Origin of the sequence: Bacillus sp. J33 (assembly GCF_000518885.1) — a bacterium.
GTDB lineage: Bacteria > Bacillota > Bacilli > Bacillales > Cytobacillaceae > Cytobacillus.
In genome coordinates this window covers 24,797-43,053 of the sequence record NZ_JAEL01000026.1, presented here as the reverse complement: position 1 = coordinate 43,053, position 18,257 = coordinate 24,797, and the positions used below count along the sequence as shown (strand labels likewise).

The 18,257-nt window shown below is 41.1% G+C and carries 20 protein-coding genes; 5 read left to right on the top strand and 15 right to left on the bottom strand.

Annotated elements, in window-relative coordinates; all coding sequences use genetic code 11:
• Positions 1-120: 120 nt before the first annotated feature.
• Together L634_RS0110520 and L634_RS0110515 are read right to left on the bottom strand one after the other, a co-directional pair.
• Positions 121-1,056 (bottom strand): LCP family protein, encoded by a 936-nt coding sequence (locus tag L634_RS0110520; protein ID WP_026582419.1) that lies wholly within the window; start codon positions 1,054-1,056, stop codon positions 121-123.
• A gap of 384 nt (positions 1,057-1,440) precedes the next feature.
• A complete protein-coding gene (locus L634_RS0110515; protein WP_026582418.1) occupies positions 1,441-3,426 on the bottom strand; it encodes a S9 family peptidase in 1,986 nt (661 codons plus the stop codon).
• Positions 3,427-3,686: 260 nt separating this feature from the next.
• Here L634_RS0110515 and L634_RS0110505 point away from each other — a divergent pair, with 260 nt between their 5' ends.
• On the top strand, positions 3,687-4,076 hold the full coding sequence (locus tag L634_RS0110505) for a hypothetical protein (RefSeq protein WP_026582417.1): 390 nt from the start codon (positions 3,687-3,689) through the stop codon (positions 4,074-4,076).
• A 99-nt stretch (positions 4,077-4,175) separates the two neighbouring features.
• Here the strand turns inward: L634_RS0110505 and L634_RS0110500 are convergent, their stop codons facing one another.
• On the bottom strand, positions 4,176-4,727 hold the full coding sequence (locus L634_RS0110500) for a competence protein ComK (RefSeq protein ID WP_026582416.1): 552 nt from the start codon (positions 4,725-4,727) through the stop codon (positions 4,176-4,178).
• A gap of 200 nt (positions 4,728-4,927) precedes the next feature.
• On the opposite strand from L634_RS0110500, the gene L634_RS0110495 reads away from it, so the two are divergent.
• Both L634_RS0110495 and L634_RS0110490 read left to right on the top strand, forming a co-directional pair.
• The gene (locus L634_RS0110495; protein ID WP_026582415.1) at positions 4,928-5,164 is read left to right on the top strand and encodes an IDEAL domain-containing protein; all 237 of its coding nucleotides are present in this window, start codon (positions 4,928-4,930) and stop codon (positions 5,162-5,164) included.
• 63 nt (positions 5,165-5,227) lie between these two features.
• The gene (locus tag L634_RS0110490; RefSeq protein WP_026582414.1) at positions 5,228-5,872 is read left to right on the top strand and encodes a Type 1 glutamine amidotransferase-like domain-containing protein; all 645 of its coding nucleotides are present in this window, start codon (positions 5,228-5,230) and stop codon (positions 5,870-5,872) included.
• Between the two features lie 44 nt (positions 5,873-5,916).
• Here the strand turns inward: L634_RS0110490 and L634_RS0110485 are convergent, their stop codons facing one another.
• The 4 genes from L634_RS0110485 to L634_RS0110470 form a co-directional block, all read right to left on the bottom strand.
• Entirely contained in the window at positions 5,917-7,206 is a 1,290-nt protein-coding gene (locus L634_RS0110485; protein WP_026582413.1) for a M48 family metallopeptidase, read from the bottom strand.
• Positions 7,207-7,270: 64 nt separating this feature from the next.
• Positions 7,271-7,408: a hypothetical protein gene (locus tag L634_RS33365; RefSeq protein WP_157452387.1), complete on the bottom strand. Its 138-nt coding sequence runs from the start codon at positions 7,406-7,408 to the stop codon at positions 7,271-7,273.
• 275 nt (positions 7,409-7,683) lie between these two features.
• Positions 7,684-7,989, bottom strand: coding sequence for an AzlD domain-containing protein (locus L634_RS0110475; protein WP_026582412.1), 306 nt, complete (start codon positions 7,987-7,989; stop codon positions 7,684-7,686).
• Complete coding sequence (locus L634_RS0110470; RefSeq protein WP_026582411.1) at positions 7,982-8,710, bottom strand: AzlC family ABC transporter permease; 729 nt, start codon at positions 8,708-8,710, stop codon at positions 7,982-7,984. Before L634_RS0110470 ends, L634_RS0110475 begins: the two co-directional genes overlap by 8 nt.
• Before the next feature lie 137 nt (positions 8,711-8,847).
• Between L634_RS0110470 and L634_RS0110465 the strand changes: the two genes are divergently transcribed.
• On the top strand, positions 8,848-9,399 hold the full coding sequence (locus L634_RS0110465) for a helix-turn-helix domain-containing protein (protein ID WP_026582410.1): 552 nt from the start codon (positions 8,848-8,850) through the stop codon (positions 9,397-9,399).
• Between the two features lie 557 nt (positions 9,400-9,956).
• Here L634_RS0110465 and L634_RS0110455 read toward each other — a convergent pair.
• From L634_RS0110455 to L634_RS0110410, 8 genes are all read right to left on the bottom strand, one after another.
• Positions 9,957-10,751 carry an ABC transporter ATP-binding protein gene (locus L634_RS0110455; protein ID WP_026582409.1) on the bottom strand — a complete coding sequence of 265 codons (795 nt, stop codon included), beginning with the start codon at positions 10,749-10,751 and terminating at the stop codon, positions 9,957-9,959.
• A complete protein-coding gene (locus tag L634_RS0110450; protein ID WP_026582408.1) occupies positions 10,726-11,757 on the bottom strand; it encodes an ABC transporter permease in 1,032 nt (343 codons plus the stop codon). The genes L634_RS0110455 and L634_RS0110450 overlap by 26 nt, the downstream gene beginning before the upstream one ends.
• A gap of 54 nt (positions 11,758-11,811) precedes the next feature.
• Positions 11,812-12,822 carry an ABC transporter substrate-binding protein gene (locus L634_RS0110445; RefSeq protein WP_026582407.1) on the bottom strand — a complete coding sequence of 337 codons (1,011 nt, stop codon included), beginning with the start codon at positions 12,820-12,822 and terminating at the stop codon, positions 11,812-11,814.
• Positions 12,823-13,000: 178 nt separating this feature from the next.
• The gene (locus L634_RS0110440) at positions 13,001-13,216 is read right to left on the bottom strand and encodes a hypothetical protein (RefSeq protein ID WP_026582406.1); all 216 of its coding nucleotides are present in this window, start codon (positions 13,214-13,216) and stop codon (positions 13,001-13,003) included.
• A 16-nt stretch (positions 13,217-13,232) separates the two neighbouring features.
• Positions 13,233-14,009, bottom strand: a complete 777-nt coding sequence (locus L634_RS0110435) for an enoyl-CoA hydratase-related protein (protein ID WP_026582405.1) — start codon at positions 14,007-14,009, stop codon at positions 13,233-13,235.
• A gap of 371 nt (positions 14,010-14,380) precedes the next feature.
• On the bottom strand, positions 14,381-15,937 hold the full coding sequence (locus L634_RS0110420) for a fatty acid--CoA ligase family protein (RefSeq protein WP_026582403.1): 1,557 nt from the start codon (positions 15,935-15,937) through the stop codon (positions 14,381-14,383).
• A gap of 210 nt (positions 15,938-16,147) precedes the next feature.
• Complete coding sequence (locus tag L634_RS0110415) at positions 16,148-17,137, bottom strand: lipoate--protein ligase (protein ID WP_026582402.1); 990 nt, start codon at positions 17,135-17,137, stop codon at positions 16,148-16,150.
• An 11-nt stretch (positions 17,138-17,148) separates the two neighbouring features.
• Complete coding sequence (locus L634_RS0110410) at positions 17,149-17,883, bottom strand: MBL fold metallo-hydrolase (protein WP_026582401.1); 735 nt, start codon at positions 17,881-17,883, stop codon at positions 17,149-17,151.
• 216 nt (positions 17,884-18,099) lie between these two features.
• Between L634_RS0110410 and yhfH the strand changes: the two genes are divergently transcribed.
• Complete coding sequence (gene yhfH, locus L634_RS32630; protein WP_069187882.1) at positions 18,100-18,234, top strand: protein YhfH; 135 nt, start codon at positions 18,100-18,102, stop codon at positions 18,232-18,234.
• Positions 18,235-18,257 lie beyond the last annotated feature (23 nt).

The following is an 18,257-nucleotide window of genomic DNA, read 5'->3' as shown; positions in this document are numbered from 1 at the left end:
CTTTATCGTTTAGAGCTCCATTAACTTTTCATAAAAGGGCAACTCTCCCAGTTTTACCACTTCCCCTTTTATTGTACACCTAATCAGTAAAAATGAGTGCTTCAAACCTTCTTATTAAAATTATTTTGATAGAAACTCATGTATTGCTTCTTTATTTGCCTCTTTATTAATTCCCAAAACAGCTGCCCCATTAATTCTCTGATTTTCAAATGTTCCATCAACAGGTACACGGAGAGTCTCAACATTCCTGCTATCTTCACTTATAAAGTCTTTCCCAATATACAAGATATCTCCCGTATCCATATTTGTATTAACAAAAGGTGTAACCACTCCAATTAATTTTGGGAGCTTTGTAATGGTCTGAAAGCTTGTCAACTGGCTTGCCACTTCTTTCATTACCTTTTGCTGGCGCTCTACCCTTCCAAAATCGCCGACTGCATCTTGCCTAAATCGAACATACCCAAGGAGATGCTCTCCATCGAGACGCTGCAGTCCCGGCTCTAGAGTAACACCAATATTGGCCGACATTCTTTTTTCTACATCAATTTCTACCCCTCTTGGGAAAGCTTCATCGATCAAATGGACAAATCCCTCAAAGTCAACAATTGAATAATATTTTATATCGATATCAAAGTTTTCCTTGATTGTCTGTCTTAATAGCTCAGGCCCCCCATAAGCAAGCGCTGCATTTATTCTATTTTGTCCGTGTCCAGGAATGTCTACATACATATCTCTCATAAAAGAAATAAGTTTATAAGTACCCTTATCAGGATGGTACTGGGCAACCATAATTGTATCTGCCCTTGATTGCTCTTCTCCCCTTGAGTCACTTCCAAGAATCAGGATATTCGTACCGCCATACTTGTCTTTCTCACCGTTAAATTCAAATTCTTCTGTTTCTATATTTGCTTCACCTTTTGTTTGGGACACCCCTTGCTTAAATTGGTAATAAGAATAACCAAGCGTACCAGCAAACAATAGAAACAGAATAAATAAAACTGATTTCCATCCTCTTTTCTTTTTTTGCTTTTTATATTCATGCCTATCTGATCTCATAATCATAAGTCCTTTCTTTGCAGCAAAATAATTTTCCTGCTGTTTAGGCAGGGTGTGATTTGAAGATACTTAACGGACCTTCAGATATATTTGACTGATGTTTCTATAAAAAAGTTTCGATATCGATGCTGGTATATCCTGTATACCTTTATATTTTGCAGGTGAATTAGTTTCTTTGCAATTTATTTTGCTATCGGAAGCTTTTGGGTTGAATTTTTTGCACCTGTACAGGGTAACTGATAAAGTTTGATTTCCATTAATATATCGGTATTTTTGTTGCAATATCAAGTGTTGATTGACAAATTTGAATTCCGTTTAACCGGTTCAAATCATTTCCGGAAAAAGTCTAAAAAAAACCGCAAACCCAAAGGCCTGCGGCAATTTTTATAGATATTGGCCGAACCAGCCTTCAATATAATTCAGGCGGCTGATTCTTAAATTCGGCTTTCCGCTCCTTGAAAGTTCATGATTTGATTCAGGGAAACGGACAAATTTGGCTGTTTTCTTGCAATGTTTTAAAGCAATAAACAACTGCTCAGCCTGTTCAATTGGACAGCGGTAATCCTTTTCGCTATGAAGAATAAGCAATGGAGTATTTATTTCATTCACGTAAGCAAGCGGAGAATGCTTCCACAGCTTTTCTATCTCATTCAAATCAGCTTGTATTTGCCAGTCAGTAAAGTAATAGCCGATATCACTTACACCATAGAAACTGATCCAATTGGAGATGGAGCGCTGTGTAACTGCAGCCTTGAAACGGTTTGTATGTCCGATAATCCAGTTTGTCATGAAGCCGCCATAGCTTCCGCCTGTCACACCAAGCCTGTCCTTGTCGATAAAGTCAAAGCTTGCCAGCGCATAATCGACTGCATCCATTATATCTTCATAATCCTTGCCGCCGTAATCTCCTCTGACAGCATCAACAAAATGCTGGCCGTATCCATGGCTTCCTCTCGGATTGATAAATAAAACGGCATAGCCTTTAGCTGCAAGACATTGGAATTCATGAAAATAAGAATTGGCATACATCGCATGAGGCCCACCGTGAATTTCCACAACAAGCGGAACTTTATCTCCCTCCTGCAGACCTGCTGGTTTTATAATCCAGCCATGCAGGTCCCAATCATCTGCGGATTTGAACTGGATTGGCTCAGCATCTGCAAGGGCTACTTTGCTCAAAAACTCTTCATTTACATTCGTCAGCTGCTTTAGTTCCCCTGCTGGAACGTCCAGCAAAAATAAATCTCCAGGGTATGACGTCTTGCTGATGGCTACAACTGCTTTATTTATGTTTCCGCCTGTAGTCAGCCCATATACATGCTGCTGATCCAGCAATGCAGGGTACAGCTCGCCATCCAAAGACCCATAATAAACAACTGTATTGCCATGATCTGTTGCAAGGAAATAAAAACTTTTGCTGTCCCGAGCCCAAAGGATTCCGGGTGTTACTACACCCTGCTGGAAATCTCCGATGGCATAATCGCCAGCTAAGATATCGGATTCCGCAGTCAGGCACTGCATGTTTTCAGCTTCAAAGCTATAGACCCAAACTTTTGTAAGCGTGGCATTTTCGTATTCTCTTTCATGTCCAAACATTCCTAAGTGCTTTCCATCTGGTGACCATGTTACACTGCCAAAATAGCCATTGCCGTTAGTCACCTTCTTCATTTCTCTTGTTTCCGGATTAATGAGATAAACATCGCTAAGGAAAGAGAAATCTCTATCTTCGCTTAAATCAGCTGTAACTGCGATCCATTTTCCATCCGGGGACCAGCTTTGCAGTTCATAGTCATGCTCACCTGAAGTAAGCTGCTCAATCTCGCCGGTATCAACATCCACTGCTGCCACCTGGCTGTATCTGCCGCTCCAGAATCCCTGGGCATCTGACTTATGTTTCATTTTATCAATCTCAAGCGGAACAGGTTTTTCATCTTTCTTTTCCTTAATTTCCGTCGTTCCTGCTCCTTCTTCAGGCTTCAAAGAACTATTGAAGGCAATTTTCTTTCCGTCCGGTGCCCAAACCGGATTCGAAGCCCCATTTGCACAATGTGTGAGCTGCCGTGCTTCACCGCCTGTTTTTCTTATAATGTAAATTTGCGGCTTGCCTCCTCTGTCAGAAACAAAAGCAAGGGCCTCCCCATCCGGAGACCACCGCGGGGAATGATTGCGATGTTCGCCATAGGTCCACTGTACAGCGTTATTTTCTTCACTGGTATTTATATAAAACAAATTCGAGCTGTATGTGTTCTTTTCTTCAAGCATTCTTGTTTCCACATATGCCAAATCGGTGCCATTTGAGGATAGCTGCGGATCAGCTACAGATTTTAATATATAAAGATCTTCTGGCATTACTGTTCTCTTTTGGGTCATTGCTTTCATCCTTCCTACCTAGGCTGTTCTACTTATTTCGACATCAGAAATAAAATCCCTTCTCAATCTGGATAAAACTGAAACTTTTTTTGGCAAAATGGAAAGGATGGGGATAAATAATGGTAAATATTCGACAATTAAAGGCTCTTGCAAGAAGAACTTTTCCTTTGTAAAATCAAATAAGAACATTTGTTCTATAAAAATATATTAAACCTGCTCAGCCGCGCATTGCAACATTTGATTAAGGGAGTAGAAAGAATATGACAAGAATTCCTGAGGAAGACCGAAATGTAATGGAACAGGCGATCTATTTGCCGATGGTATTAACCATTCTGAACCGTGATTTGATTGTTATTGATAAAAGCCCATTCAAACTAAAACAGCCTTATCTGGATTTAATTGAGGAAACAATGAAGGTCATACAGAGCGAACTTGCAGAAGTAAAGCGCTATATGAAGAAAAACCAGCTTAAAGTCCAGGAAATAAAACGGGATGAGGCATTCACCATGTTTATGTTTCTCTATAAAGGCTATGAGGAGCACCATAACTATTTCAACCCCCGCATCCGCAACAGAGTACAGGAGCTAATGGCCCATTATCTGTTTAAAAGGCATGTGTCCGGAACAGGCAAAAACTTAAAGGCAAATTAATCACTAAATTTGTAATGGGAAGAGCCTGCTTTTAATATTGTAAAAATACATGGAAAGATTAGAAGCATGAAAACACAGCATGCTTCTCGCCTATCCCTTCTAATCTCTTCTTGAACTATAAGCCCCGGCTCTCTCCGAAGCATTTAAAAAGTATAGTGCTTTTCTCTCAGACTCTTCTATCCTGCTAATTAAAGTTGTTTTCAGCAATGCTGTCCTTAGCAGCTGATTATTGAACGTATTATAAGAAACTGGAATTGTGAAACTTTGCTTATTTTTGAAAACGACATGTGTGCTGCCGTCATCTGTCCGCTTGTAATAGAGAATATGGTCCTGTGCAATCCATATGCATTCAGAATTGCTTGGAGACGTTGTCGGGAAAAAGTATATGAAGTTTGTGGGGTCAATTGTAATCGGAGCCTTGTGGGTAATTCCGGTCAATTGGCGGGTACCCTCTTTTCTGCCTTCATAGCTGGAACCGAAAAACCTGCAGCTTTTTTTTATAATGTCGATGGGTTTGAAAGGGGAAGTCAATTCTTCATTAAGCTCCCAAATTTGCGAATAAACTTTAAGTCCATATGGGAGAGGCTTGATAATCATCGTATTTGGATTGATTTCATATTCTTCGATTAGCTGAGTATTTGGGCTTCTCATTTTTTCATCTCCTTATCTTAAATACTGCCGCTTTTCCATCATAGCACCAATTAATCTAAAAATTACTAATTTTCGATAATAGTTGCTAAATTGTTCACAATTTCGACCCCCATAAAAATATTTTCTAAAAATTTAAAAAATTCGGTTGAATATTTAAGTCGAATTCCATATAATATTAAAAAGCATCAGGGGTGATTTCCATGAAGGAAAAATCATACACCGAATTAATGAAAACGAGCGCTATGAAGCGCAAGCAGCAGAAAGAATCCTATATTCTTGACCTTTACATTGACATGCTGATTACCGAGATCCTGCTGAACAAAGAAAAGGAAAAACTAATGAAAAAAGTGGACGCTGCCTTAGCCGAAGGAAACAAACCGGCCTTTATCCATTTATCGAACCAGTATAAAGAACTTTCCAAACGTTTCGGCACATAGAAAGTGATGTTGACCCCCGCCAACAAAGCGGGGGATTTTATTTTAAAGTGAGGGGAAACACCTTTGATTGACAGGCATTTATTTTTAATGGGCGGCAGCCCGCCCTTTGGAGAAACTCTAGGAAAAAAATTTGCAGCCCTTTCCTCTCATAAAGCAGGAAACAAAATAGCAGTGCTTTTTTTAGAGAGAGAAGGCTGGTTAAGCTATATGGACAAATATACGGGACCTTTAAGGCAATACGGTGCTGAGAATTTCTGCTATCTTCCACTCTCCCAGTCGCCATCCATCAGCCTTCTTAAGGAGTTGGAATCATGCTCAGGAATCATTATTGGAGGCGGAGAAACAGAAAAGTACAGGAGTTATATAGCGGACACTGCAGCTGGCAGCAGCATACGGAAAATGTATGAGGACGGCATTCCGGTAGCCGGCTTTTCGGCAGGTGCTTTGATTTCTCCAGAGCATTGCATAATTCCTCCAATTGATACTCCTAAAAAACAGCATCTTTTCCTTAAAGGAATCGCCTTAATAAGGGATTGTGCCATCAGTGTCCATTTTACACAGTGGAATGAAGAAGAAAATCTAAAATCCGGAATAAAGAAAATTAATGCTTCAATTGGTTATGGGATCGATGATGCTGCTGGCATTTATTTTATTAATGAGATACCGGCTATTACGGAAGGAAGCATACATACATATAAAAATGCATAAAAGCAGACCCGATGGGCCTGCTTTTAAATGTAGATCGGGAACCCCTATCGGGACTGTTCCCTATCCTTCTTTCTCTGTTCAATTTCAAATTCCTCAAGCATGGTAATCCGCTCAAGCATAGTTGGATGGCCGTACCGGAATATTTTTACCAGCAGCGGAGGGTTCACCTGGCTTAAGCCAGCACGCGTCAGCTCCTGAAATGTTTCAATTGCTGCGTCCGAATCCTCAGTCATTTCAATTGCATACCGATCAGCCCTTGTTTCCTGGTAGCGCGAAACCAAATTGGACAGCGGGTTTGAAATGAATAAAAGCATCGAGAGGATCATTAAGAATAACGGCAGTGACCTAATGTCATTTATGGCTGGAATTTTAAGAGCCCTTCCCCATTTATCAATTGCTTTTTCCATTAGCTTGGCGGTTAAATATAATCCAAGCAAAGAAAGCAGCAAATAGCCCGCAATGCCGATGTAGATATGCTTTTCTACGTAATGGGCCATCTCGTGTGCCATAATAAACAGAATTTGGTCTTCACTTAATTTGTTCAGGGTTGTATCCCAAAGCACAATCCTTGAATTAGAGCCAATTCCAGTTACATAGGCGTTCAATGCATTCGTTTTTTCCGCCATATCGACTTCAAAGACATGTTCAGCAGGGATATTGGCCTGGTTAGCCAATTCAAGGATCTTAGTTTCCAGCTCTTTATTTTTCAAAGGATAAAATTCATTATAAAGCGGGTCAATGACAACAGGCTGCAAGAACATCATAAATAAAGTAAAAGGGATGGATAAGAGCCATGCGTAAAGCCACCATCTCTTCCTGCTCTTATTAATCAGCCAGTATAATACAGTCACAATAAGCAGCATGGTTCCATAATTAACCCAAAAATCAATGAGCTCATCCTTCATCCACCCGCTGAAGCTTTGTGTCGAGATGTTATAGCTTTTCGATAAAGAATAGCTGATGTAGCTTAACGGCATTGTGGCCAGAAACGCAAACAGCGAAAGCCAGATCAGATAGATTGCTGTTTGCAGAAACTTATATGGAGTTGATTGCTCCGCCCATTTTTTAAAAGCTTTTGACAAGCCAAATAAAAGTATGAATAAATAGAAAATCCATTCAAAGGGTGTAGAAATGAAAAACAGCAGGTTTCTTATTTTGGAGTACTCCTCGCTCAGCATCAATTCCCTGCCATTCAGGAATGTAGCAGGATCAGCCCGTGAACCTTCATATTCAAATGGCAGGCTGCTATCCGCAAAATAAAATAAATACCAATAAAAAAACAATCCATATAAACAAAAGGCTAACGCCCCATAAAATCCTAATTTTCTTGCCATCCGATTCCCCCCTTTTGGTACAACCTTTCTATATTAAGTTTAGTATAAAAATCTGTAATTAGAACTATTTTAGCTGGACATTCATTCGATGCTTCGGAAGGTTCTCCGCCACTGTTACAGACATTTCAGCAAGCACCAGCTGTGATATCGGGCTTACATAAATAGTTAACAGCAAAAGGCTGGATTTATTGACTGAATTCAACGATTGAATCGCCAGTCAGCTGGGGTTTCGGACGAATTCAACGATTCCATCGCCTATCTGCTGGTTTATCGGCCAATTTCAACGTTTTATCGGCCAAACAGCCAAGTTTATCGGCCAAATGTTTATTCTGCGGCTTCCGATTCCAGATCAACGTGCAATAAAATCATTTACCGGCCTAACTTATTTCGCAGGCTGCCAAAAACAACTCGCAATTTTCTATTGAAAAAACCGGCTCTAGCCTGAACCGGTTAAAACACAATCTATCATTAGCATTTCTAAAACAGGAACGAATATACTGATAAAACGGCGATTGAGCCTAAAACGACAACAATGACATTAGCTCCTAAAAAGGCGGCAATAAAAGCGGCAGCTGCACCAAGCAAACCAAACCATATATCCTCATTAATAAACAGGATTCCCGGAAAGATTAGTGCTCCCAAAGTCGCATATGGGACATTTTTTAATATGCCCTGAACAAATTCGGGGAGTTCCTTCCCTTTAAAAAGCACGAAAGGCAGCAGCCTGGGAATATAAGTAACCAAAGCCATGCCTGCAATCATCCACACAATTTGGCTACTCATGTCCACTCCTCCTTTTCCTGTTTTTTGCATTTTCAATCAATTCAACGATGACAGCAGATAAAAAAGTTGCCAGTACGATTGCCCAGCCTGTCGATAAGGCATTTGTCAAAGTAAAGATCGTATTAAAACAAGCAGCGAGAACAGCCAGAAAAACCACTTTCGCACTTTTTTTCATGGATGGAACGAGCAAGCCCACAAACATTGCATAAAGAGCTACAGACATACTTTCCTGCAGGGTTTGCGGCAGGCTTGCACCAATCAGATGGCCAAGGCCTGAGCAAACCACCCAGCTGGAATAGGAAATAGAGATAAGACCAAGCATATAGCCGCTTGTTACCTTCTCATCACGGACAGCTGCAACCGAAAAGGTTTCATCCGTAATTCCAAAAGAAAGGATGGCTTTATTGGCTGTCTGGCTGTCTTCCCATTTTTCATTGAGTGAAGTGGACATCAAAAAATGCCTAATATTCACGATAAAGGTTGTCAGGATAATTTCAAAAATCCCCGTTCCTAATGAAAGAAGGCTTAATGATATATATTGTGCCGCACCAGCAAATACAAGCAAACTCATTAAGGCTGTTTCACCGATTGATAGTCCGGTTGTTTTGGCCAGCAGCCCGAAGGTTAAAGCAATCGGCGCATAGCCAATCGCAATGCTGATTCCGGACTGAAATCCTTTCCTGTACTCTGCAGCAGGCTTGTTGACTGCAATTTCTGCCATTTCGTTCACCGCCTAAAAAAATATAATAATAGGTTTTGAAAAATATACTATAATAGACATAATATAAGTTATCGATGTTTTAATATATCATATTATACATATGTGCGTTATATTACACAATAATTTTGGAGGATATAATGGAGAATATTCAAAAAAGCATTGGGGAAAACCTGAGGAATATTCGGAAAACAAGAGGATACAGCCTGGATGCTACAGCAGAAATTACTGGCGTCAGCAAAGCCATGCTCGGGCAGATTGAACGGGGAGAATCAAATCCCACTGTCACTACCCTTTGGAAAATCGCAAGCGGTCTTCAGGTCTCTTTTTCCTCACTTATAAATGAGGAGTCCTCTGATGTCCATTTTATTGAATTAAAAACTATAGCCCCAATAATGGAAATCAAGGGCAATTACAGGGTTTATCCTGTGTTCCCGTTTGACCCTCGCAAGAAATTTGAAATTTTCACTGTCGAAATTGAACCAGGCTGCCAGCATACATCCGATAAACATAATGAAGGTGTTGAAGAATATATCACTGTCATGTCTGGTACTTTGGAAATGGAGATTGGCGACCAGCGAATTACAGTCAGCGCCGGCAACTCCATAAAGTTTCTTGCAAACAAAGCCCACACTTATAAAAATATCGGCAAGGAATTGATCCGGTATCAAGCTGTTATGTATTATCCTTAAAAAAAACATTGCTCTGTTATATTTGCCGATTGATATCACTTCACGGCTGTCAGTGAAGCGCGGGCGGACCGACGCCCCTCGGCGCGAGTACCTGTGAGATTCCTTTGACACGCACCTCCCGCAGGCCAGCAAGGAAATGTGGTAGCATTTTTCCAGGATTTCGTGCCTGCCGTTCCTATCAACGGGGTGCAAAAATTAGCAATGGGCTTTTACACACCTAAAATAAAAATCAAGGGCATATCGCTGACATGCGATATGCTTTTTGTTAGAAAATCAGCTATATCAAGGTCGTTGATTTAAAAATTTAGTCCTTGAGTGATTAATGAAAAACACTCCCTTTGCGGGATTGAAATGGACTTTATCAAGAGCGTAATGGACCTTTTTCTGCTCCAGAGTCATCAATATGGCCTTCTTCAAGGGCGTCATGGACATAACTCTTCAATGCGCCAGTGAAAAATTCCTCGTAGAGACTGATTCCTAATTATTTTTCCAGTCTGCCCCGCCCCCTCAATAACAAATAAACCGAACAAAGCATAATGCCTTGTCCGGTCCGCTGTTTAAATCAATACAGCTTTGTCGCTGCTCATTTTCTCGCCACGGATTTTCTGGAATTCTTCCAGCAGTTTTTCCACAGTCAGATTTTTCTTTTGCTCTTCATTTGTTTCAAAAATGATTTGTCCTTTATCCATCATGATCAGCCTGTTTCCCAGGTCAAGTGCCTGCTGCATATTGTGGGTAACCATCAAGGTTGTGAGCTTATATGTTTCCACAATTTCCTTTGTCAGACTTGTAATCAGTTCTGCACGTGCTGGATCCAATGCAGCTGTATGTTCATCCAGAAGCAATATTTTCGGTTCGGTAAAAGTAGCCATCAATAAGGATAGGGCCTGCCGCTCACCGCCCGATAGTAGTCCAACCTTAGCTGAGAGCCTATTCTCCAGTCCAAGATGCAGCATCTCTAGTTTCTCTCGGAAAAAATCACGTCTTTTTTTTGAAACGCCTTTCCGAAAACCGCGTGCCATGGTTCTGGAGTATGCGATTGCCAGGTTCTCCTCTATCGTCATCGATGGTGCTGTACCTGCCATTGGATCCTGGAAAACTCGGCCGATAAGTTTAGATCTTTTATGCTCTTTCACAAGCGTAACATCCGAACCATCTATCAGAACTTCCCCCATATCCGGCATTAATTTTCCGGATATCATGTTCATAAGAGTCGACTTTCCCGCACCGTTGCTGCCGATTACTGTCATGAAGTCGCCCGGCTTTAATTGAAGGTCGATTCGATGCAGTGCTATTTTTTCATCTGGAGTTCCCTCGTTAAAAACTTTATGAATCTGATTTAATTGCAGCAAGCTGTTCACCACTTTTCCCGTAAGCATTAGATGCCTGATTTTTTCTTGCTTCCAGCAGTCTCCGGCGCTTTCTTTGCTTTTCTTTTTGCTGCTGAATCAGCTTTGGAAGGATAAGTGCACTAATGACGATTACCGCTGTAATCAGCTTCATATCCCCTGTTTCAAGGAATTCAACCCTTAATGCCAGCGTAACGATAATCCGATATAAAATGGCCCCTCCGATGACGGCAAAAGTGGCCCTTACAATTGTTTTTGCTCCAAATATCGCTTCACCGATAATGACGGAGGCAAGGCCGATAATGATCATCCCTATTCCCATGCCGACATCACTGAACCCGTTATACTGGGCCACTAATGCTCCCGAGAAAGCAACCAGCGCATTTGAAATGCCCAATCCTAAGATCTTGAGAAGGTCTGTATCTGCAGAAAAGCTGCGGATCATCGTCTCATTGTCGCCAGTCGCGCGAATAGCCAATCCCACATCCGTTTTTAGGAAGAGGTCAATCAGCACCTTTACAGCAAGTGCCAATATTAACATTAAGATTAGAATCCCCCAAGTTTTGGGGGCAAAATCCATTCCCAGAGCACTCATAACCCCCTGAATGGCTTGATCAATGCCAAGCCCCTGCCAAAAATCTGTAAGCTTTGACATGGCGGTTTCCTCTGATAAAAGAGGAACATTCGATTTCCCCATTATCCGCAGATTAATAGAGTACAAGGCAATCATCATTAATATTCCGGATAAAAGCGCATTTATTTTCCCCTTTGTATGAAGCAGCCCTGTAAGGCAGCCAGCTGCAAATCCTGCCAGCAAGGCAGTGATTGTAGCCAGAAATGGATGATACCCCCCTACAATCATTACTGCGGCTACAGATGCACCAGTGACAAAACTTCCATCAACCGTCAGGTCAGGAAAATCCAATATTCTGAATGATAGGTACACGCCCAGTGCCATCAAGGCATATATCGCTCCTGCCTCAATGGAACCAAAGATGGCTGTTGGCATAATAAACTTCCTTTCTGACTTTTTATTTAAAAGACTGTTTCGAGGTTGCTTTCATTACTCAACAAACTCAGCGAGATCGTTCCATTCTTCTTTTAATTCAATGCCCATTTCTTCAGCTGCCTTTTTATTAATAACAAGTTTTAAATTTTGCGGATATTGGACAGGAAGTTCAGATGGCTGTTTGCCTTCTTTTAAAATTTGTACAGCCATAGCACCTGCTTCATAGCCGATATCTTCGTAGTCAAATCCGTAAGCTGCAAATCCGCCGCGTTCTACGGAGTCAATCTCCCCTACAAACAGCGGGATGTCATTGTCATTTGAAACCTGGATAACGGATTCCAAAGCAGAAACAACTGTATTATCTGTAATGATATAGATGACATCTGCTTTACCCACAAGTGATTCCGCAGCCTGTTTCACCTCCGAGGAATTGGACACCGTTGCTTCGGCAAGCTTCATATCAGTACCTGAAAGAGCTTCCTTAACTTTTTCAATCTGCACCTCTGAGTTTTGTTCGCCAGAATTATAGATAACACCAACAGTACTGGCATCAAACTGTTCATCAATAAACTTAACCATGTTAGGTATTGCATCAGGATGAGTATCTGTAGTCCCTGTTATATTTCCATCCGGAGATTCCATTGATTTTACTAATTGTGCACCTACCGGATCCGTTACGGATGTAAAGACGATAGGTATATCCTTCGTTGCATTCAGGGCACTTAATGCACTTGGTGTCGAGTTGGCAAAAATCAGATCCACACCATCACCTGCAAAATTATTGGCAATGGACTGGTTGTTATTTTGATCACCTTGGGCGATCTGTACATCATAACTGACATCGAGCCCTTCCTCTTCCAATGCTTTTTTAAAGCCTTCAAGTGCGGCATCTAACGAAGGATGTTCAACAATCTGTGTAACTCCTACTTTATATGAATCTTCTTTTTCACTCTCTGAAGAGCCAGTACCTCCATTACTGCTTTCACTGCCGCATCCGCTAAGCAGCACCGCTCCCATTACACCGGCTGCTGCAATCGATTTGATTGATTTTAATTTCTCCAGCATTTTAGATGATCCCCCTCTTATCTCTATCTTTCTGCTTCATCACTTTTATGCTTTTATGCTTTTATTCACTAAATTATATAGGTAACATACATTATATTCAATACTTTTTTTATTATTTTCTAAAAATTTAATAATCTAATAGAAAAACACGGCATTATTCTGCCGTGTTTCTGGGGTATTAGAGTTTATACTTTGAATCTTCGAATCCAGAGCGCTGGGGACCTTCAAAGAGCGAGTGTCCTCCTAAAACTGCCGCATTCTTCCGTCGACGTAAAATAAAGGGGGACAAAACCTTCCCTGTTCTGCTGGCCTTAGTCCACCATGTTCCATCAATCCGCACCAAGAAAGCTCCAAGAATAAACTTTGCAGGAATAAGCGTTTTGGCTTCGTACAAAAGGTCCCTCTTTCTTTTATTTCCCTTTAAAATCCGGCTTTCGCTTTTCAGCGAAAGCCGCGAGTGCTTCTACCCGGTCTTCAGTAGGAATGATGACTTCGTAAGCTTTGCGCTCAATCTGCAGGCCGGTTTGCAAATCTACTCCCATTCCCTGCTTAACGGCAAACTTTGCCTGCTGCAGTGCCAGTGGTCCGTTTGCAAGCATTTGCGAGGCGAATTCCAAGCATTCGTTTAACAGATTATCACGATCTGTTACTTTTGTAAGGATTCCATACTCAAGTGCTTCCTCGGAAGTAAGCCTTTTAGCGGTTAAGATTAATTCAAGGGCTTTTGCCTGGCCAATCAGCCTTGGCAGTCTCTGTGTGCCCCCTGCACCAGGTATAATCGCCAGGCTTGTTTCTGTAAGGCCCATGGAAGTCCCTGCAACTGCAATCCGGAAGTCGCAGGAAAGCGCCAATTCCATACCTCCCCCAAACGCAAAGCCATTTATAGCTGCAATGGTTGGCTGTGGAAGCTGGTCGATTAAAGAAAATACCTCACCGATCTTATAGATATTTCTGCGGACCTCTTCATCCGATAACGTTCGGCGCTCTTTTAAATCAGCTCCCACACTAAACGCTTTCTCACCAGCACCTGTAAATATAACCACACGTACATCCGGATTTGTACGCAATTTTTCAATCGAAGCCTGGAGCTCGGATAATGTTTCATAATTAAAAGCATTCAGCGCATCAGGACGATTAATTGTCACAAGCGCAATATGTTCTTTTATTTCAACCGCAATAGAACTCATATGTACATCTCTCCTTCGTTTGTTTTTGCTCCATATTTCAATTCGATAAACATCCTGAAAACCCTTTCAATACTTGAAAGAAAGCCTCTGTTAAATTTGCCTGTTGATTTCAGCACGAGGGACTCAAGCGTTCAGCGGGCGGCCCGACGCTCCTCACTGCATTCGCACCTTAGGGTCTTCCGCTGACACACTTCTCCCGCAGGACATTGAATAAGCTTCCTCGAATGAACTCCTCGCCGTAAGAAAATGCGTTAGCATTTTCGCGGAATTAGGACCTTCCGCTCCAATCAGCAGGGTGCTACAATCAACATTAATCTTTAACACAGCTAAAAGAAAAAAGGCAGACACCATTGATGCCTGCCTCTGCCTTGTTATTTCGCTTGAAGCACTTGATTCTTCAATGCTCTCCGCAATATCTTCCCTGTTGTATTTTTCGGAAGCTCCTCCAGGAATTCAATTGAGGCAGGAACTTTATACTTTGCTAAATGCTCAGCACAGTATGCAAGAAGCTGTTCTGCTGTAAGCTGAGGATTTTTCGATACGACATAGCATCGGACTGCTTCACCAAGATTTGGATCCGGCACTCCCAGGACTGCCACTTCAACAACATCCTCATGGTTATATAGAACCTCTTCCACTTCTCTTGGATAAACGTTGTATCCTCCAACCAAGATTAAATCTTTTTTGCGGTCAACAATATAAAAATATCCTTCCTCATCCTTTTTAGCCAAATCCCCTGTGTAAAGCCAGCCATCACGGATTGCTGCTGCTGTTTCTTCAGGAAGCTTATAATAGCCCTTCATCACATTTGGTCCACGGACGATCAGCTCTCCTACTTCTCCTACAGGAACCTCCTCTCCAAGTTCGTTTACTACCTTGTTTTCTACATTTAAGATAGACTGGCCAATCGAGCCAGGTTTCCTTGGCTTGTCCAGCGGGTTAAAACAAGTAACCGGGGAAGCCTCAGACAGCCCGTAGCCCTCAGAAACCTTCACATTGAATTTTTTCTCAAATCCATGCAGAAGCGCAACAGGCATGGCTGCGCCTCCGGATATGCAAAGCCTCAAAGACTTTAAATCTTCCGGATTTCCAGCTTCATATTGAAGGAGGAAATTATACATGGTCGGCACTCCTGCAAAAACAGTAGGTTCATATTTTTTGGCAAGCCTAAAAATCTCTTTTGGGCTGAATTTTGGATCTATGAGAATAGTAGCCCCATTCATAAGAGGTGCATTTAAAGCAACCGTTAAACAAAACACATGGAACATAGGCAGTGTGGTGATAACTCTATCATCTTCATTCATACGAAGATAATCGCTGACATCCTTTGCATTGCTGTATAAGTTTTTATGAGTTAGCATCGCCCCTTTAGGCTTTCCGGTTGTACCTGATGTATATAGAATGATCGCTGTTTCCTCATCACCCAGGTCGGGCCCCTGAAATCCTATATCCCCTGAAGCTACCAGCTGTGTAAACGATTTCATTTTTGAGCAAACAGATAACGCCGACATATCCAGATCCGAAGCTTGGCCTTGTGGTGTTTCACAAATAATATAATGATCTACTTTAGGAAGCACGTGATGCATCTTTTCAATCAGAGGCACCATTAAATCAAGCGCAACAACAGCTTTGACATCACCGTTATTGACAATATAGCCAATTTCATCCGGCGTATAAATCGGATTAATCGGAATGACGGTAGCTCCAAGCCGAAGTGCACCATGGAGACCGATAACAAAATGCGGGGAGTTTCCCAGCAATAAGGCAACATGGTCCCCCTTTTTTACACCCAACCTCGAGAGTCCATCTGCAAACTTTGTAACAGCACCATCAAGCTCTGCATATGTACTGGACTTGTCCATAAAGTAATAGGCAGGTTTATTGCCCATTTTTTCCGCAGTTTCATGCAGCTGCTGTGTTAGATTCATCTTCAATCCCCCTTCAGTGAATGAATAGTCATTCATTTTTATTTAAAAAATTTTCTAAATATATTATATTGAAAGAAATTTTTGTATTCAAGTAGGAAAGCAAATTATTCACAAATTCTTATCATGTCATTTCTCCAATCATTCTGATTTTACATAAGTATAAAAACCGGCATTGTGTGCCGGTTTTCTCAGTTAGCTCTGTTAAACAATTTAATAAACAAGGTTAATAAACTCTTCCTTAGTCACATTTCCAAAGTAATGCTTAATATCGACTTCAGCAAGGGCCTTTTCAATTTCTGATTTTTCATAGCGGATTCCACTGAGCTTGTTTTCAATTTCGCTTACATCGCCAACCCCAAAGAAATCACCATAAATTTTGCAATTTTCGATTTTCCCTTTTGTGACATTTAACCTGATATCTATTTGTCCAACTGGAAAGCGATGGGAATGCTGCAAATCAAATTTAGGTGATTTTCCATAATTCCAGTCCCAATTTTGATAGCGCTCTTTGGAAAGCTGGTGAATTTTTTCCCAATCCTCGTCCGTCAGTTTATATTCTGGAACCTCATCTAAATCACCAAAAATATTTTTGAGCAGCAGCAAGCGGAATTCATCAATTGTGATTTTTTCTTCCAAAAATTCCGAGATGTTGGCAACCCTGCTCCGAATGGATTTAATGCCTTTTGATTCAATTTTATCTTTTCTCACCTTTAATGCCGAAACTACATTCTCTATTTCTGAATCAAACAGGAGTGTCCCATGGCTGAACATTCTGCCTTTAGTTGAGAACTGGGCATTCCCTGAAATTTTTCTCCCCTCTGCTGTCAGATCATTTCGCCCGCTCAGCTCGGCATTTACACCAAGCTTCTTTAAAGCATTAATGACTGGTTCAGTAAACTTAAGGAAGTTGTGGAAGCTCTCTCCATCATCCTTTGTAATAAAGCTGAAATTTAAGTTCCCCAGATCATGATAAACCGCGCCCCCGCCGGATAGCCGCCTAACCACATGGATTCCGTTGCTTTCTACATACCCGGTATTAATCTCTTCTATTGTATTTTGATTTTTCCCAATGATTATGGAAGGTGCATTAATATAAAAAAGCAAATAAGTTTCATCAATATCCAGGTTTTTTAGCGCATATTCTTCAATAGCAAGATTGATTCTTGGATCAGTTATTCCTTGGTTGTCGATAAATAACATTCTTTCACTCCTTAAAAAGTGTGGGACCACTGGTAGTCCGCAATTGATATAGGGCCTGTGTATTTACTTGACGCTTCTTCCTTCAGCTTTTGTATCTCTCCATAGTGAGGCAAATGAGTCAGTAAAAGATTCTTAGCCTTTGATTTGCTGGCCAATGTTCCTGCATCAAGGCTCGTCATATGACCTGCATTTTTCCCGTTTTGATGACCATAAAAATTGCATTCGCAAACGAGTAAATCGGCACCTTTACTAAATGCCTCCAATTCTTCCTTATAAGAAGTGTCTGCAGTATATATAAGCGTTTTTCCGCCTGCTTCAATCCTCATTGCAAAGCATGGAACAGGATGGTTTGTCTTTAAAAACCGAATTTGAAATGGCCCCGCTGCCAAAACACCTTCAGGATTATAAGCAATCCCTTTTGTAATGTCCTTGTATGTAAGTTTCTTAAATTCATTCTGATCGAAGGAATGCCCATAAATTGGAAGAGTCTCTGTTTTTTTACCCAAGAAGCCCTGAATCAGCCTGGCATGCTGCAGTACCCCAATATCTGCAATATGATCTGGGTGATAATGAGAAATGATCATTGCATCGAGATCCTCAGGCTGAAAAAAGTTCTGCATTTTTGCCAGAACTCCGCTGCCGCAGTCAATCAGCAGATGGAACCCTTCATGCTCCAGCAAATAGCCTGAGCTTGCCCCATCAGCTTTAGGATAACCGCCCCAGCTGCCGATTACTGTTAATTTCATCACAATTCCTCCCTATGTAAAAAGCGCAAGGCGCAGTATTCGAAATACTAAGAGGTACTTCATTTCCTAAGTCCAATATACCCGATTATGCCTATTTTTTCACTTTTTTAAAATTGTTCTGAAACAGATGTTGACAGATAAAAACTGTTATAATACAATAAATACAAATAATCAAACTATTTAGAAGAAAACAATAAATAATTAGGAGGCTTCAACATGATCCAAAACATTATGGAGTTTTTCAGAAATTTGCCGGCGAAACAATGTTCAGAATGTGGGAAGTCAATTGAAGAGCAGCACGAGTGCTATGGAAACAAATGTGACAAGTGCATGGGAATGACAGATTTATAGAATCCTATACTAAAAGCCAGCCC